15 protein-coding genes are annotated in these 17,734 nt (G+C 41.2%); 4 read left to right on the top strand and 11 right to left on the bottom strand.

Features of this window, described 5'->3' with window-relative positions; genetic code table 11:
• Positions 1 to 3: 3 nt before the first annotated feature.
• The gene (locus FTU06_RS03815; RefSeq protein WP_180145026.1) at positions 4 to 354 is read left to right on the top strand and encodes a co-chaperone YbbN; all 351 of its coding nucleotides are present in this window, start codon (positions 4 to 6) and stop codon (positions 352 to 354) included.
• A gap of 18 nt (positions 355 to 372) precedes the next feature.
• On the opposite strand, the gene FTU06_RS03810 is transcribed toward FTU06_RS03815, so the two are convergent.
• The 6 genes from FTU06_RS03810 to cysD form a co-directional block, all read right to left on the bottom strand.
• Positions 373 to 633, bottom strand: coding sequence for a DUF2798 domain-containing protein (locus tag FTU06_RS03810; RefSeq protein WP_034704953.1), 261 nt, complete (start codon positions 631 to 633; stop codon positions 373 to 375).
• Between the two features lie 18 nt (positions 634 to 651).
• Positions 652 to 963 carry a DUF3861 domain-containing protein gene (locus tag FTU06_RS03805; protein ID WP_180002281.1) on the bottom strand — a complete coding sequence of 104 codons (312 nt, stop codon included), beginning with the start codon at positions 961 to 963 and terminating at the stop codon, positions 652 to 654.
• 9 nt (positions 964 to 972) lie between these two features.
• On the bottom strand, positions 973 to 1,488 hold the full coding sequence (locus tag FTU06_RS03800; RefSeq protein WP_180089229.1) for a PadR family transcriptional regulator: 516 nt from the start codon (positions 1,486 to 1,488) through the stop codon (positions 973 to 975).
• A 254-nt stretch (positions 1,489 to 1,742) separates the two neighbouring features.
• Complete coding sequence (locus FTU06_RS03795; RefSeq protein WP_180089272.1) at positions 1,743 to 2,009, bottom strand: hypothetical protein; 267 nt, start codon at positions 2,007 to 2,009, stop codon at positions 1,743 to 1,745.
• Positions 2,010 to 2,156: 147 nt separating this feature from the next.
• The gene (gene cysN / locus FTU06_RS03790) at positions 2,157 to 3,770 is read right to left on the bottom strand and encodes a sulfate adenylyltransferase subunit CysN (RefSeq protein ID WP_180145022.1); all 1,614 of its coding nucleotides are present in this window, start codon (positions 3,768 to 3,770) and stop codon (positions 2,157 to 2,159) included.
• 153 nt (positions 3,771 to 3,923) lie between these two features.
• Positions 3,924 to 4,838 (bottom strand): sulfate adenylyltransferase subunit CysD, encoded by a 915-nt coding sequence (cysD, locus tag FTU06_RS03785; protein WP_078189893.1) that lies wholly within the window; start codon positions 4,836 to 4,838, stop codon positions 3,924 to 3,926.
• A gap of 321 nt (positions 4,839 to 5,159) precedes the next feature.
• Between cysD and FTU06_RS03780 the strand changes: the two genes are divergently transcribed.
• The 3 genes from FTU06_RS03780 (at position 5,160) to FTU06_RS03770 (ending at position 8,694) form a co-directional block, all read left to right on the top strand.
• Entirely contained in the window at positions 5,160 to 5,702 is a 543-nt protein-coding gene (locus tag FTU06_RS03780; RefSeq protein WP_168378396.1) for a hypothetical protein, read from the top strand.
• A gap of 464 nt (positions 5,703 to 6,166) precedes the next feature.
• Complete coding sequence (locus FTU06_RS03775; protein WP_180007473.1) at positions 6,167 to 6,805, top strand: YqiJ family protein; 639 nt, start codon at positions 6,167 to 6,169, stop codon at positions 6,803 to 6,805.
• A 176-nt stretch (positions 6,806 to 6,981) separates the two neighbouring features.
• Positions 6,982 to 8,694, top strand: coding sequence for a flotillin family protein (locus FTU06_RS03770; protein ID WP_180011015.1), 1,713 nt, complete (start codon positions 6,982 to 6,984; stop codon positions 8,692 to 8,694).
• A gap of 1,012 nt (positions 8,695 to 9,706) precedes the next feature.
• Here FTU06_RS03770 and sucD read toward each other — a convergent pair.
• From sucD to FTU06_RS03745, 5 genes are all read right to left on the bottom strand, one after another.
• Positions 9,707 to 10,597 (bottom strand): succinate--CoA ligase subunit alpha, encoded by an 891-nt coding sequence (gene sucD, locus FTU06_RS03765; protein WP_168379215.1) that lies wholly within the window; start codon positions 10,595 to 10,597, stop codon positions 9,707 to 9,709.
• A 13-nt stretch (positions 10,598 to 10,610) separates the two neighbouring features.
• Positions 10,611 to 11,777: an ADP-forming succinate--CoA ligase subunit beta gene (gene sucC / locus FTU06_RS03760; RefSeq protein WP_078192988.1), complete on the bottom strand. Its 1,167-nt coding sequence runs from the start codon at positions 11,775 to 11,777 to the stop codon at positions 10,611 to 10,613.
• Positions 11,778 to 11,957: 180 nt separating this feature from the next.
• Positions 11,958 to 13,388 (bottom strand): dihydrolipoyl dehydrogenase, encoded by a 1,431-nt coding sequence (gene lpdA, locus FTU06_RS03755; protein WP_078192989.1) that lies wholly within the window; start codon positions 13,386 to 13,388, stop codon positions 11,958 to 11,960.
• Between the two features lie 60 nt (positions 13,389 to 13,448).
• Complete coding sequence (odhB, locus tag FTU06_RS03750) at positions 13,449 to 14,666, bottom strand: 2-oxoglutarate dehydrogenase complex dihydrolipoyllysine-residue succinyltransferase (protein WP_078192990.1); 1,218 nt, start codon at positions 14,664 to 14,666, stop codon at positions 13,449 to 13,451.
• A 16-nt stretch (positions 14,667 to 14,682) separates the two neighbouring features.
• Complete coding sequence (locus tag FTU06_RS03745; protein WP_180007471.1) at positions 14,683 to 17,505, bottom strand: 2-oxoglutarate dehydrogenase E1 component; 2,823 nt, start codon at positions 17,503 to 17,505, stop codon at positions 14,683 to 14,685.
• Positions 17,506 to 17,734: the final 229 nt, after the last annotated feature.

Below are 17,734 nucleotides of genomic sequence, written 5' to 3'. Positions count from 1 at the left end.
TTCATGTCAGCAGTCATCCCCTACAATGAAGATAATTACAGTGACTTCGAATGGTTTGAAGGCTTTGCTGTGATCCGTTTCTATGCTGACTGGTGCAAGCCCTGTGTACAGAATTTTCCGGTTTTTGAGGAACTGGCAGCACAATATGCTGGGCATAACCCAGAAATTAAGTTCGGTAAAATCAATGTCGATCAATCACCGATTCTGACCTTACGCTATAATGTCTATGGCTTGCCTTCCACTCTAATCTTTAAAAATAGCCAGATTATTCATCGTATTGCGGGTGTGAAAAGCTTGTCTGAAATGAAATCTATTTTGTCTCAAGTTCTGAATAAGTCATCCGATTCCGGCTGATTCAAGCGAATCAATCTTTTATTTAGCAGATTGATCTGACATCTGCACAAACTGCATCAGGAATTTGCGTACCAGCGGCAATACAAGCAGAATCAGTGGAAATGCCACCAGCCATGACAGCCCCCAAGCATGTAACCATAGCGAGATAAACGCATCGCTCCAACCTTTATTCAGCAGCATATTAAAGCAGGAAATCGCACCGCTCATAATGCCGGAAAGGATTAAGGGCATTAACCAGTTCAGATGTTTTGGGTGAAATTTTGGGAGATTCTTTTTCATAAATGACCTTTAGAGTACTTACTGTTCTTCACTTTGGGCTTTCACTGTCTGTTTTAAGGATTTCATAAACTGGGCAAATTGCGGCATGAATTCCTTGAAGAGTGGCAACTCTTTATTTTCCAGCATGACTTCACTAAACAGTTTTAAGCCAATAACAAATGCTTTGGTACTTTCCTCATCTAGCAACTGACTGGCTTGAAGTTTTTCCAGTATTTTAAAGATGTCATCGTGATTACCCACCTGAAACTGTAGCTCCTCAGTATAGGTTGATGGATTACCTTGGGCATCAGCCAGATGTTGAACAGTCACTTCATAGAGATGTTGTTTCATGTCCTGCTCCTACAGTTGACGGATATTAATTGCAGCCTGTTCAATCTGGGCAGCAATATCACTGATCTGCTCTGGACGAAGTTCATTTTGCAGTTTGAATCGTAGTGAAGCTTTCAGGCTTTCCATTGAATTATGGATATCGATATAGCGCTCATCTTCTTGAATGCGGCGACGGGTTTCAAAACGGCTAAGAACTCTTTGTAGAGTTTCCTGATTATCTTTCAGATGCTCACGACCTTTATCAGTAATGTGATATTGCTTACGTTCATCCACACTCATGATCACTTGGGTATATTGCTGTTCTTCAAGATAGTTAATTGTTGGGCAGATCGTACCTGTACTCGGCTTATAGTTCCCCCCGACCAAAGCAGCAACATCTTTGATAATGTCATAGCTGTATTTGGGTGCTTGGGCAATAAAATGCAGCACAAGTAGTTTCATTTCACCTGCTTCAAAAAGGCGTTTACGAGGTTTTGGAGAGTTTTTTCGCTCTTCTTTTAATGCAGTATCAGAAGTTCTAGACATACAAAAGATATATCTTAAATTTAATTAAGATATATCTTATCATAGATAATATTGAATTTATTTCAAGTGAAGCAATAAAAGTTAAATTTAAGAAGAAAAATAGGCACGAAATACTTGTGAAAAACATCCTTCCTTATAAAGCCATTTTCTCAGTTGAGATTACAACAATTAACTGGGAACCTTTTGTATAGTTACTGTCTTATCTAAATGTATAAAAATAGATGATTTATAATCTTAGTCCCTTAACTTAAATTTTAACTTTTATATTCTCGTACCATCCGATCACTGACATCTTCCGGATAGCAAAGTGGTGCATAACCTCCAGCACGGTTATAAGCACTACGCTTGCCGCAACGACTACCATTACGCGCTGTATTGTATGGACAAGGACAATTTCCCGGATAGCTTTCAATCGACTGTTGAATAATCTTCTGTTTAATTGCTTCCGCACTTTGGCTACTCTGCTTGGCTTCAGCTCCAAAAGCTGCACATAGTCCAACTAGTAAGAATAATTTTTTTATACATCCCCTCCACCTGCGGAGCATTGTATAAAGCTACATATAAATTGAAAGATCACATTTTGAATAACCGAATGATTTTCAAACAATCAAAATTCAGGCAATAAAAAACCCGCCTTACAGCGGGTTTATCTTAAAATCAGTCCAGTCTTATAGGCGAACCAATTCCACAATTTTCTCAGCCAGTTCTTCAACTGCATCGGCTGTGTAAGTCACATCTGTACCTTCTGCAAGGTCAGTAATCACCACCACACCTGTTTCACGTACAAGTGCAACCTGTACATCAGTCAGACCCGCTTTCGCAATTGCAACTACACCTTGCTGAATCAACAGGCTTTCAAGTGCTTGAGCATTTTCCAGTGCTTTCGCAGTTACAGTGACCGCAGCAGGTTTTTGACCTAAACGTGCAGCACGCGCTTCAGCAGTTACAGGCTCGTTGTGTGCAGTCCATTCAACCGCAGACTCAACCATACCCGCACCAACGGTCACGTTGCTTAAACGGTCAATAAAGATGAATGAACCTGTGTAACGACTGTCTTGGTAACGGTCAAATACCACTGGCGCATCAAACTCAATCGTTACATCTGCAATCGCATTCAGTTCAAGCTGTTCAACTTCCGTTTTTTCCAATGTGTTTACATTGGTACGGTAGTTGATTTTCGCAACTTTCGCAGGAATAGTTTGTGTACCAAACTTCACGTTATACAGTTTGCCAACCACTAAAGGCGCATCTGTCATCCATACCACAGAGGCACGTGCAGAACGTGAAATGAGTGGTTGCTCGCCCGCTTTTACCAACACGTTACCACGTGAAATATCAATTTCATCGTTCAGTGTTAAAGTTACCGCTTGACCTGCAACAGCATGGTCTAAGTTACCGTCAAAAGTCACGATTTCTTTAACAGTCGAAGACTTACCAGATGGTAATGCAGTAATGGTATCGCCAACTTTTACTTCACCAAGTGCAATCGTACCGCAGAAACCACGGAAGTCGAGGTTCGGACGGTTTACATATTGAACAGGGAAACGGAATTCGTGCTTGCTCGTATCATGCGAAATTTCAACAGTTTCCAAAGTCTCCATTAAAGTCTGACCTTGGTACCACGGCGTATTTGGCGATTTGTTTACAACGTTATCACCATTCAACGCAGAAATAGGCGTGAAGATAATGTTCGCAGGTTTACGGTCGCCCAATTGGTTTACGAACTCATTGTACTCTGCTTGAATTTCATTGAAGCGCGCTTCAGAGAATTCAACCAAGTCCATTTTGTTCACTGCAACCACGATATTACGAATACCCAAAAGACTCGCAATAAATGAGTGACGACGAGTTTGCGTTTGAACGCCATAACGCGCATCAATCAAGATGATCGCTAAATCGGCAGTCGACGCACCAGTTGCCATGTTACGTGTGTACTGCTCATGCCCTGGGGTGTCAGCAATAATGAACTTACGTTTTTCAGTAGAGAAATAACGGTAAGCCACGTCAATGGTAATCCCCTGCTCACGTTCGGCTTGTAGACCATCTACAAGTAAAGCCAAGTCAGGTGCATCACCCGTAGTACCGACTTTTTTAGAGTCACGTGTTACGGCTTGCAATTGATCTTCATAAATCAATTTTGAATCGTAAAGTAAACGACCAATTAAAGTCGATTTACCATCATCCACGTTACCGCAAGTGAGGAAACGTAGAAGGTCTTTATTTTCGTGTTGTTTTAAATACGCCAAGATGTCTTGGCTAATTAAATCTGATTGATGAGACATTGCTCAAAGCTCCACATATTCTTTTGAAATCGGTTTCTGAATCTTTTTAATCCCTCTAAATCTCCCTTTAAAAAAGGGAGACTTGGCTCCGTTCTTTCTCGGGAGTTCCCCCCTCTTTCGTAAAGAGGGGGTTAGGGGGAGATTATGAGATTCTTAGAAGTAACCTTCCTGCTTTTTCTTTTCCATCGAACCTGCTTCGTCATGGTCGATCATACGGCCTTGACGTTCAGATGTGGTGGCTAAAAGCATCTCTTGGATAATTTCCGGTAAAGTTGTTGCAGTTGATTCAACCGCACCTGTAAGTGGGTAACAACCTAAAGTACGAAAACGCACCGATTTCATTTGTGGCACTTCACCTTCGTTCAAACGCATACGCTCATCATCAACCATGATCAGTGTACCGTTACGCTCAACCACTGGACGTTCAGCAGCCAAGTACAAAGGAACCAATTTAATATTTTCGAGGTAGATGTATTGCCAAATATCCAACTCAGTCCAGTTAGACAATGGGAATACACGAATACTTTCGCCTTTGTTTACTTTACCATTGTAAAGATTCCAAAGTTCAGGACGTTGGTTTTTAGGGTCCCAACGGTGTTTGGTATCCCGGAACGAGTAAACACGTTCTTTAGCACGAGATTTCTCTTCGTCACGGCGCGCACCGCCAAAAGCCGCATCAAACTGATATTTATCAAGTGCTTGTTTTAAGCCTTGAGTTTTCATGATATCAGTATATTTTGAGCTACCGTAATCGAACGGATTCACGCCTGCGTCTTTACCTTCTTTGTTTTGATGCACGATCAAATCAAAGCCATGCTCTTTTGCCATGTTGTCACGGAAAGTAATCATGTCTTTAAATTTCCAACCCGTGTCTACATGCAGTAGCGGGAATGGAAGTTTGGCAGGATAGAATGCTTTTAAAGCAAGATGCAGCATGACCGCTGAATCTTTACCGATTGAATACAGCATGACTGGGTTTTCGAACTCAGCAGCAACTTCACGGATGATATGAATACTCTCAGCTTCAAGCTGTTTAAGATGAGTAAGTCTTTCCTCATTTAATGACATGGACAACACCAGCTTAGAATATGTGTACTTATTACACTTTTAAAGATATATATACATTATAGTGATTAAGCTTTCATAACGATTGCTTGTTTTGTGATATTGATATTCTTATTCGTCATATACAGATTGTCTGATACTGCTTATCAATTTTAATTAATTTAATACAATAGACTTATCAATTTCATTATTATTCTAGTCCGAGATCCCTAAGTTTACGCAATTTTTTATCAATTAACTAATCGCTAAATCCTCTAAACAATCGGTATTCAAACTCGCTCAAAGTACCTAAAGTAGCTATATCACTCTCCAATAGTTATTGATATGCCATATAGTCACTATACGCTTGAAACCTTAAAGTCGCTGATTGAAGCAGCAGGTCTTGCTGGCTATATTTATCAGCATTCTTCACACATGCTCGTGCTCCAAGAAGCCTTGAATGATGACGGCAGCCCGCTGAATAACTTTATACAACATGAGCTGAGTGCTGACCAAATTGGCCTTCAGTTCGGCCTACGACTTTTGGACAATAAACTCGAGTTTTTGATTGGGGTGACTCACAGTAACCAAGATCGCGGCTACGAAATTGGCGCAGGCAATTTAAAGGCCGATCAACGTGCATTTAATCTGCTCTATGCGTTTTATAATTTTCCCAAAGCATTTTACTTAATCCACTTCCCGCTCGCAGCCAATAGCACCCAGTTAGAGGAAGAGATCGAAAAGCAATTGTTTCAACTTGAAAGCATGGGCTTTTTAGACACTGCGATTAAAACCAATCCGATGGGCGAACAAGTGAAGTGGATGAAAACCTTTATTGTTCAAGCGGCTTTAGATATGAAAGTACGCATTCAAACTTCATTGTTATAAAAACGGTTAAAGCCACCTAAAAATAGCTCTATTGAACTCTAGTTCAAATCTCCATATGACATCGAAAGTCACGGCAAAGGGCTCAGCACTGCCGTGTCGACTGTAATTTTACATTTCATAACATTGTTTTCTGTGCCGTTTAACAGGCCATTTCTCTCCCTTGAGCACGACCACTTATATATCTGCAATTAGACTGAAAATTTGATTGATCACAATGACTTAAATCTTAAATGGGTAAAGCAGAAATACTATTAACTTTAGATTTAGATAACCCTGACTTAATTGATCAACTATTTTTAAAGAAAAACTTAGTAATAGCTCACATAAAAGCCGACTTTTTGTTAATCTGATCTGTAATTTTTTTACACAATTTCGACAGATAATGTTATTTTATTTAATGAAAAAAATTCGGCCAGAATTATTTTTTTTGATTTTTTATAAGCATAAATATAGAGATAAATATAATGTGGGAATTGTTTACTCACCCGTCTAATATCGTGTTTAGCATCAGTCTCTGCTTAATGTTCTTGTTTGGACTTTTTGAGATTGTGTTAACAATTTTAGGGGGGGGTTCTCAAGGCTTCTTAGATCAATTCCTACCTGAGGATGTTGGTCATAATGCAGAGCTAGGTGTAGATGCCGATGCAGGTATCGTGACACGTGTGCTCGATTGGTTGTATTTGGGTCGTATTCCACTGTTTGTATGGCTCATCATTTTCTTATGTGTCTATAGTTTGTTGGGCTTTGCTATTCAAGCCATCGTTAACCAAATGACCAGTATGATGTTCAGTGCATGGATTATTGCACCAGCCTGTATTTTTCTGTGCATGCCCTTCGTACGTTTTAGCGCAATGCTCATTGCCCGTATTTTACCGCAAGATGAAACAACCGCCATTTATAGTGATGAATTGATCGGTAGAACGGCCACGATCATTTTGGGTGATGCACGACCACAGTCTCCTGCTCAAGCCAAAGTCAAAGATCAACACGGATTGACCCATTATATTTTGGTTGAACCTGAACAAGATGAAATTTTCAGCCAAGGTCAATCAGTGGTTTTAACCCAAAAAACAAATGTAGGCTTTCAAGCCACCATGCTCTAAATTTTGAATGAATTGATGCTCGATCAGTTCTTCAAACAACATATAAATACATTTAACGCGTCATACGTTCAGCAAATCTCGAAGTCATGATGAGTCAACAAAATACTGATTTTTAAACCAAACTTGTTAGCACTTTAGAGGGTTAACTTGAACTACAACAAAAGAGATAAACGTCCATGTTAGACATTATTCCAAGCGGTATCCTTGTTTCAGTCGGGATAATTTTTGCCGCACTTATTTTTATTGGTTTTATTATTGCTCGACTTTATCGTCGCTCAAGTAAAGAAATTTCATTTGTGCGTACAGGCTTCGGCGGTGAAAAAGTGATTTTAGGTGGCGGTGCTATTGTGCTTCCTGTGCTGCATGAAATTATTCCAGTCAATATGAACACCCTACGTCTTGAAGTACGCCGTGCAGATGACCAAGCGCTGATTACACGTGACCGTATGCGTGTCGATGTGATGGCGGAGTTCTATGTCCGTGTGAAACCAACCGCGGATTCGATTGCGACTGCTGCACAAACGTTAGGTCAAAAGACCATGTCGCCAAATGAGCTTAAAAATTTGGTCGAAGGTAAATTCGTTGACTCTCTACGTGCAGTTGCCGCAGAAATGGCGATGGAAGAATTGCATGAAAAACGTGTCGACTTCGTTCAAAAAGTTCAGCAAGTGGTGTCTGAAGATTTACATAAAAACGGTTTGGAACTTGAAACCGTTTCATTAACTGGCTTAGACCAAACAGGCTTTAAATACTTCAACCCACAAAATGCGTTCGATGCTGAAGGTTTAACTAAACTGACAGAAACCATTGAAGACCGTCGTCGTAAACGTAATGCGATTGAGCAAGATGCAGATCTTGCAATCAAGACCAAGAACTTAGAAGCAGAACAAGCACGTCTACAAATTTTGCGTGAAGAAGAATATGCAAAACTGCAACAAGAACGTGAAATTTCAGTTCGTCGTGCAGAACAGCTTGCAGAAATTGCATCACAAGAAGCTTCGAAAAAACGTGAAGCCGAAGAAGCGCGTATTGCTGCTGAACGTGAAGTTGACTTAAAGCGTATTACTGCTGCACGTGACGTTGAAAATCAAAATATTCAAAAGTCACAAATTATTCAGCAAGCCCAAGTGGAACAAAAGAAAACCATTGAGTTGGCTGAGCAAGACCGTGCCATTGCTATTGCAGAAAAATCTCGTGCTGAATCTGAAGCTAAAGCGCATGCCGATCAAGCCCGTGCTCAAGCGGTAAAAGCCGAAGAAGAAGTCATTACCGTTCGTCAAATCCAACAAGCTGAACGTCAAAAAGCTGTTGAATTGGTCTCTGCGAAAGAAAAAGCGGAGAAAGATGCGATTGCCATTACTGTCGCGGCAGAAGCAGGTAAACAAGCAGCAGCAGATGATGCAGAAGCTATCCGTATTGCAGCTGAAGCCGAAGCTGAAAAAGTTCGCTTAAAAGCCAAAGGTGAAGCTGACGCAAAAGTTCTCTTGGCTCAGGCGATGGAAAAACAATACCAAGTTGATGCTGAAGGTACACGTGCAGTGAACGAAGCAAACAACGTATTGTCATCTGAACAGGTTGAAATGCAAATTCGTTTAGCGATGCTGAAATACTTACCTGAAATCATTCGCGAAAGTGTGAAACCAATGGAAAACATTGATGACATTAAGATTTTGCAAGTAAATGGTCTAAATGGTGGTCATGCAGGTTCTTGCCAAGGTGATGCTCACCACGAAGGCAGCGGTAATGTTGCCTTGTCAGACCAAGTGGTGAATAGTGCCCTACGCTACCGCAGCCAGGCCCCACTGATTGATAGCTTGATGAGTGAGCTTGGTATCCAAGGTGGCGATATTAACGGTTTAACTCAGAGCTTAAAAACCAGCAAAAACTAAGTTTTTGATTGAGATAGGGCTCCATCAAATCTCTTTATTCAGAAGTGATTGCTTGAGCAACACATTCTAAATGAATTAAAAAAGCAGTGTCCGCACTGCTTTTTTTATGGCTTAGATACTTGTACTTATGGGCATACAATCTCCCAAAGAAATGAACAACATTTTCTGTCTTATCAGAGCGCTTTTAATGGTTTCTGACATTTATATTTCGCATCACAGCCTGATGTTAAATCAATGAACAAATGGCGTATTTCATAAAAATACTCATTTAGAAGCTATAGAGCAAACAGCATAAAATTATGAAACAAAATATTTAAAATCAATTAATTGATATATCCTTCTCATCTTACAGAATAAGATATTTACTTCTATATATTCAGCTCGATAACATTTTGTTCTATCTATTGTTTTTATAAAACTTGGAAATTGCTTATTAAATTGAAAATAGGGCCTAACAAGGTTTTTGCACTTCAAACCATCAACTAAAAAATAATAGCTGACTATAGATGTATATGCTCATGTAGATTTTCTTAAAAAAATTTCATCACTGAGATAGCAAATTTCACCAATTTTAAAGCTCCCCTTCTCATATTCCTGATCTACCATCCTTTGTATAAGGCTTGAGAAAATTACAAATAAAATAATTTCTATTGAAAATATTAGGCTTCATCCAAGTAAAAAAGCTCTTTGATGATAAAGATCCATTAAAAATCTCAATTAAATTAGTTATTTTCCCTAAAATCAATATACTGCACGCTATACGAAATTATTTTTAAAAATCATAAACCTATGACCATCCCCGCAATCATCACATATTCGGATTATTATGTGTTCTTTACATTTCATAGTTATTGAACAACCAATATTCCATCCGTTTATGCAGCGTCACTGCACCCCAAAGCAGAACACATAGCCATGCCCTTATGGCTTTTGCATAGCGGCTGAAATACGCTTTTTTTGCGTAAAAAAAAAGAGAATCCGAAGATTCTCTTTTGATGTTTAAGTATGGCGATTAAACCAAACCTTTGCCTTTCAGCACTTCGTACATGGTCGAACCTAATTCAGCAGGACTACGGGTATAAGCCATACCCGCTTTTTCAAAGGCAGCGAATTTCTCTTCAGCTGTGCCTTTACCGCCCGAAATGATTGCCCCTGCATGCCCCATACGTTTACCTTTAGGTGCAGTTACACCCGCGATATAACCAACAACAGGCTTAGTTACATTCGACTGGATATATTCAGCTGCTTCTTCTTCTGCTGTACCACCAATCTCACCAATCATGATGATCGCTTCAGTTTGCGGGTCGTCTTGGAACAGCTTTAAGCAATCAATTTGGTTCATACCCGGAATAGGATCACCACCGATCCCAATACAGGTAGACTGACCTAGTCCCAGCTTGGTGGTTTGCGCTACAGCTTCATAGGTTAACGTCCCTGAACGCGAGATAATGCCGATTTTACCTGGTTGATGAATATGCCCCGGCATAATACCGATCTTACATTCACCTGGGGTAATAATCCCTGGACAGTTCGGACCAATTAGACGTGCATTATTACCATAGGTTTCTAGGTAACGTTTAGCTTTTAGCATATCGAGTGTAGGCACACCTTCCGTAATCACAACGATCAGCTCAACACCTGAATCAATCGATTCAATAATTGAATCTAGGACAAATGGTGCCGGTACATAAATCGAGGTTGCCGTTGCACCCGTTTCACGTACTGCTTCTTTCATGGTATTGAATACGGGCAGATTCAAATGTTGTGTACCGCCTTTACCCGGCGTCACACCACCGACCACTTTTGTGCCGTAAGCAATAGATTGTTCTGAATGAAATGTGCCGTTTTTACCGGTAAAACCTTGTACCAATACTTTAGTGTCTTTATTAACTAATACGCTCATGATCTCTACTCCCTTAGCCTTTTACCGCAGCAACAATTTTTTCTGCAGCATCAGCCAAGCCATTTGCAGAAATCAATTTCAAACCTGATTCATCAAGTAATTTTGCACCTAACTCTGCATTGTTCCCTTCTAAACGAACAACCACAGGTACAGTCACATTTACTTCTTGAACCGCTGCAATAATTGCTTCAGCAATCATGTCACAACGTACAATCCCACCAAAAATATTAATTAATACACCTTGCACAGAACTATCCGCCAAAATGATTTTAAAGGCTTCAATTACGCGTTCTTTGGTCGCGCCACCGCCTACATCTAGGAAGTTTGCAGGTTGACCACCATAGAGTTTAATAATGTCCATGGTTGCCATCGCTAGGCCAGCACCATTGACCATACAGCCAATATTGCCTTCTAAGGCAACATAGTTCAGATCAAATTCTGATGCTTTCAGCTCACGCTCATTTTCTTGCGTTTTATCGCGTAGTGCTGCGATTTCTGGTAAGCGATATAAAGCATTTGAGTCGATACCAATTTTTGCATCCACACATAAAATCTCGCCATTTTCACGTACGGATAACGGGTTAATTTCAAATAAAGCAAAATCATTTTCAATAAATGCTTGATAAGCCGCAGACATGATTTTGACAAATTGATTCACTTGACCATCTTTTAGGTTTAAAGCAAACGCCACTTCACGTGCTTGGAATGGTAACAATCCAACCAGAGGATCTACTTCAACTTTAATAATTTTTTCAGGCGTTTCTTCTGCAACTTTCTCAATTTCAACACCGCCTTCAGTCGATGCCATAAAGGTCACACGACGGCTAGAACGGTCAACTACAGCACCTAGGTACAATTCACGCTCTACAGGATAGACATCTTCAGATACCAAAATACCGCTGACGGGTTGACCTAATGCATCTGTTTGATAAGTGACTAAGCGTGAGCCGACCATTTGGTTCACATAATCAGTGGCTTCTTGTGCAGATTTTACAACTTTAACGCCGCCCGCTTTACCACGACCACCTGCATGGACTTGGGCTTTTAAAACTGCAAACTTACCACCCAATTGCTCAAAAGCTTTGACTGCTTCTTCTGCGGTTGTTACAAATACGCCTTCTTGGACTGGCATACCATATTTTTTTAATAACGCTTTAGCTTGATATTCGTGTAGATTCATTGAACAACCTTTTACTCTTTTTTCGCTTTGTTATGACCCATTAAAGCCCAGACATCCGTCAAAGCAGCTTTAACCTTTTTAAATCTTAAAATATTTCTTATCTTTATTTTTAGATGATTATTCAAATTAAAACAACCATCTGAAACAAAAAAGAGCGGCCTAAGCCGCTCTTTTTACATCTTATTTACGTTTACGCTGAATCGCGTGAATTGCACGTCCATCGACTGCAAGTGCAGCTTCGTGAACGACTTCAGAGAATGTCGGGTGACCGAAAGTCATTAACTGTAGGTCTTCAACACTTGATACAAACTCAAGTGCGATCATACCTTGGTGTACGATGTCAGACGCTGCAGGTCCAATCACGTGCATACCGAGTAGACGATCTGTCTTCGCATCAGCAACAAACTTAACAAAGCCTGCGTTTTCACCAGCAGCCATTGCACGACCATTTGCAGCGAAACCAAATTGACCTGTTTTAACTTCGTGGCCTTTTTCTTTCGCTTGCTCTTCTGTTAAACCAACCCACGCCGCTTCTGGGTGTGTGTAAATTACAGAGATAATAGTGTCATAGTTCACTTGAGCTGCATGACCGTGGATACGCTCAACAGCCATTACGCCTTCTTCCATTGCTTTATGTGCAAGCATTGGACCACGTACCAAGTCACCAATTGCGTATACACCTTCAACTGAAGTTGCACACCAATCGTTTACTTCAACTAAACCGCGTTCAGTGAGTTTAATGCCTGAATCTTCGGCCAATAAACCTTCTGCATATGCTTTACGGCCCACACAAACGATCAATTTATCGAAAGTTTGAGTTTTGTCTTCGCCGCCTTGAGTGTACTTAACAGTAACTTCACGGCCATTGACTTCTGTACCAGCAACTTTAGCGCCAACACGGATATCAAGGCCTTGTTTAGTCAATACTTTTTGGTAGTCTTTTGCCAAAGCTTTATCAGCCATTGGCAAGAATGCATCCATTGCTTCAAATACAACTACTTCAGCACCTAGACGACGCCAAACAGAACCAAGCTCTAGACCAATGACACCCGCGCCAATTACGCCAAGACGTTTAGGCACTTCTGGGAACTCAAGTGCACCAGTAGAGTCAACAATAATGTCTTGATCTACAGGAGCAACTGGAATATTGACTGGCACAGAACCCGATGCAAGGATTACATATTTAGGTTCTAAAATTTGAGTTTCACCTTCGTGAGATACAAACTCAACTTTCTTACCTGCAAGTAATTTACCTGTACCTTTTAACCATTCGATACCGTTGCCTTTAAGTAGGCCATCAATACCCATTGTTAATTGGTTAACAATTTTGTCTTTACGATCAAGTAATTTTGCAAGATCAAATTTCACTTCACCTGTTGTAATACCGTGGTCATCTAAGTGATGAACGGTATCTTCATAACGGTGAGATGAATCAAGTAATGCTTTAGATGGGATACAACCCACGTTTAAGCAAGTACCACCTAAAGATGGTTTACCTTTATGAATACGTTTTTCAATACAAGCTACTTTAAAGCCTAATTGAGCAGCGCGGATAGCAGCTTCATAACCACCAGGACCGCCACCAATAACAACTAAATCAAATTGAGACATGTGTATCTCCAAAAATGGGCTTAGAGGATCGCTCTAAGCCCATTGCATTATTCTGAAGTATTAAAGATCAAGGATTAGCTTAGCTGGTTCTTCTAACAATTCTTTGATTGTTACAAGGAAGCCGACTGCTTCTTTACCATCGATTAGACGGTGGTCATAAGAAAGCGCTAAGTACATCATTGGCAAGATTTCAACTTGACCATTTACAGCCATAGGACGTTCTTGGATTTTATGCATACCCAAAATCGCAGTTTGCGGCGTATTTAGGATAGGTGTAGAAAGCAATGAACCAAAAGTACCACCATTAGTAATAGTGAAAGTACCACCAGTCATATCTTCGATACCCAATTTGCCATCACGCGCTTTACCAGCGTATGCACGGATACCGTTTTCAACTTCAGCATAGTTCATGCGGTCAGTATCACGAAGAACTGGAACCACTAGACCACGGTCGCTTGATACAGCAACACCGATGTCGTAGAAACCGTGGTAAACGATGTCATTGCCATCAATCGAAGCGTTTACAGCTGGGTAGCGTTTAAGTGCTTCAGTTGCCGCTTTAACGAAGAATGACATGAAGCCAAGACGTGCACCATGACGCTTTTCAAAAGCATCTTTGTATTGCGCACGCATTTCCATGATTGGTTTCATGTTTACTTCGTTGAACGTAGTCAACATTGCAGTTTCTTGAGTTGCAGCAAGTAAACGTTCAGCAACACGCTTACGAAGACGAGTCATAGGAACACGTTTTTCGATACGTTCACCAACAGCAACGCTTAATGGCGCAGCAGCAGGAGCAGCTGGTTTAGCTTGATGGTTTGCAACATCTTCTTTAGTGATGCGACCGCCACGGCCAGTGCCAGCAACGTCAGCAGCAGCAATGCCAGACTCAGTCAATGCTTTACGCACTGCAGGAGCTTGATCAGCAACAGGTTGAGCACGTTCAACAACAGGAGCAGCGCCCGCTTGAGTTTGCGCAGCAGCTTGTTCTACTTTCTCTTCTGATTGAACAGCTTGAGTTTGAGCAGCGCCAGAAGCAGCACCTTCTTCAAAAGTCGCAATCACTTCGTTCGATAAAACTGTATCGCCTTCGTTTTTAACGATTGCAGAAATCGTACCGTCAGCAGGAGCTACAACTTCTAAAACAACTTTATCTGTTTCAATATCACAAATCACTTCGTCACGTGATACTGCTTCACCTGGTTGTTTGTGCCAAGTTGCAACTGTACCGTCAGCAACTGACTCTGGGAATACCGGTGCTTTAATTTCGGTTGCCATTATTAAGAATCTCCTGTTATTCAGCTACGATAGCTAAAGCATCATTTACGAGCTGAGCTTGTTGTTTTGCGTGCAAATATGGTGAACCACAAGCCGGTGCAGCAGAAGCTTCACGACCTGCATAACTAATACGAACTTGTTTGCCCGCTTTCATCACGTCGTCATACAGACGCGGAGCGATGAATAACCATGCACCTTGGTTCTTCGGTTCTTCTTGAGCCCAAACCAATTCTTTAACGTTTGGATATTGTGCAAGAACTTCAGCAAGACGTGCTTCTGGGTACGGATACAATTGTTCAATACGAACGATTGCTGTGTTGTTCAATTCTTTTTCACGACGTTTTTCAAGTAAGTCGTAGTAAACCTTACCACCACAAAGCACTAGACGAGTTACGTCTGATTTGTTGATGTTGTCGATTTCATCAATCACAGTTTGGAATGAACCATTTGCAAGTTCTTCTAATGTAGAGGTTGCAAGTTTGTGACGAAGAAGAGACTTCGGTGAAGTCACGATCATTGGTTTACGGATTGGACGAAGTGCTTGACGACGCATCGCATGGTAAATCTGCGCTGGTGTAGTCGGTGTGATCACTTGCATGTTTTCTTCAGCACATAGCTGTAAGAAACGCTCTAAACGAGCTGATGAATGCTCAGGACCTTGACCTTCAAAGCCGTGTGGAAGAAGCATAGTCAGACCGCATACACGTTCCCATTTCGTTTCGCCAGACGCGATGAACTGATCGATTACAACCTGTGCACAGTTTGCGAAGTCACCAAATTGCGCTTCCCAAATGACAAGGCTCTTTGGAAGAGTTGTTGCATAACCGTATTCGAATGCAAGAACCGCCATTTCTGACAATAAAGAGTCATAAATTGCAGTACGCGGTTGGTTTTCTTTCAAGTTACATAATGGAATGTAAGTTGAACCATCTACTTGGTTATGAAGTTTTGCATGACGGTGTGAGAATGTACCACGACCAACGTCTTCACCTGTTAAACGAACAAGGAAACCTTCATCTAGAAGAGACGCGTAAGCTAATGTTTCAGCAGCACCCCAGTTCAATGGCATTTCACCAGTCTGCATTTTCAGACGGTCATCAATCACTTTAGCAACCTGACGTTGCATCACGAAGCCTTCAGGAAGCTCGCGCATTTTCGCACCAAGCTCTTTTAGACGTTCGATTGGGAAAGTCGTATCCCATTTGTCTGTGTATTCGTGGCCTAGGTAAGGTTTCCAGTCCACAAACATTTTTGTATTTGGCTCAAGTACCAACGCATTTGCAACGTGTTTTCCTGCTTCAAGGTCAGAACGATACTGTTCAACCATTGCATCAGCAGAAGCACGATCAAGAACGCCTTCTTGTACAAGTTTGTCAGCATAAAGCGTACGAGTAGTCGCTTTTTTATTGATGATTTGATACATCATTGGCTGAGTTGCAGCTGGCTCGTCGGCTTCGTTATGACCACGACGACGGTAGCAGAACATATCGATTACAACGTCTTTACGGAATGTATGACGGAAATCGTGTGCCAATTGAGAAACAAATAATACAGATTCAGGATCATCACCGTTCACATGGAAGATCGGTGCTTGGATCATTTTCGCGATGTCAGTACAGTATTCTGTAGAACGCGCATCACGTGGGTCAGACGTTGTGAAACCAACTTGGTTGTTCACGACGATATGAACTGTACCACCCACGGTATAACCGCGAGTTTGTGACATTTGGAAGGTTTCTTGGTTTACACCTTGACCTGCAAATGCAGCATCACCGTGAACGATGATTGGTAATACATCATCACCACCAATATCTTTACGACGTACTTGACGTGCGCGTACAGAACCTTCAACTACAGGTCCAACGATTTCTAAATGTGATGGGTTAAACGCTAGTGCCAAGTGAACTTCGCCACCCGGAGTCATAACGTTTGAAGAGAAACCTTGGTGGTATTTAACATCACCAGAGCCTTTTTTATGAAGTGCTTTACCTTCGAACTCACCAAATAGGTCAGCTGGGTTTTTACCCATGATGTTTACAAGAAGGTTTAAACGGCCACGGTGAGGCATACCGATAACCACTTCTTTACAACCTACTGAACCCGCGCGTTGAATAAGTTCATTCACCATAGGAATGAAAGATTCACCACCTTCAACACCGAAACGTTTCGCACCAACGAATTTGTTACCGAGGTATTTTTCTAGGCCTTCAGCTGCAGTTAGACGTTCAAGGACGTGTTTCTTTTGGTCTGCAGTGTAGCCAAATTGACCACGAGTACCTTCAAGGCGTTGTTGAATCCAACGTTTTTCTTTGGTATCAACAATGTGCATGTATTCAACACCAATTGAAGCAGTATAAGTTGCTTCCATTGCTTGAACCATTTCACCAAGTGTTGCTTCAGATTTACCGATTGCAAGGTTACCTGTATTAAATACAGTGTCTAAGTCAGACTGAGTTAAACCATGCGCAGCAAGATCTAGATCAGGCACGATTTCACGTTTTGCAAGACCTAGTGGATCTAATTTTGCGTTTTGATGACCACGGTTACGGTATGCAGCGATCAACTGTAATACACCGATTTGACGGCGTTCATGCTCAGAACTTACTGCACTTTGCACTACTGGCTGAACACGGCTTGAATTACGGCCTAATAATAGGAATTGCTCACGTACATTGCTGTGTGGTTGATCACCTTTCGGGAATTTATCGAAGTATTCACGCCAATCAGCCTCTACTGAGTCTGGAGCCGTTAGATACTGCTCATAAAGTTCTTCAATATACGCTGCACTGTCAGCGCTAAGTTCAGTGTCAAGACGCAGTGCGTCAGCAACTTCTTGCATGTGTGGACCCATTTCCTATTGCAAAACATTTCAGGATGCTTTTTAAGCGAACCCATGATTAGTAATGTCAAATTGGTAATATGACATTAGTCCCCATTAGGCTTAAGCCTTGAGGCGTTATCACTACATTAGGATTACCCAATGTGATTAATGAACAATAACGCCCTCAGCGGCATCATTACTCATTGAGAAATACCCGACATAAATCGGGCAATTTTTGCAAATCGTC

This window comes from Acinetobacter sp. YH12052 (assembly GCF_013419835.1).
Classification (GTDB): Bacteria; Pseudomonadota; Gammaproteobacteria; order Pseudomonadales; family Moraxellaceae; genus Acinetobacter; species Acinetobacter amyesii.
This window is presented reverse-complemented; position numbering and strand designations above follow the sequence as displayed.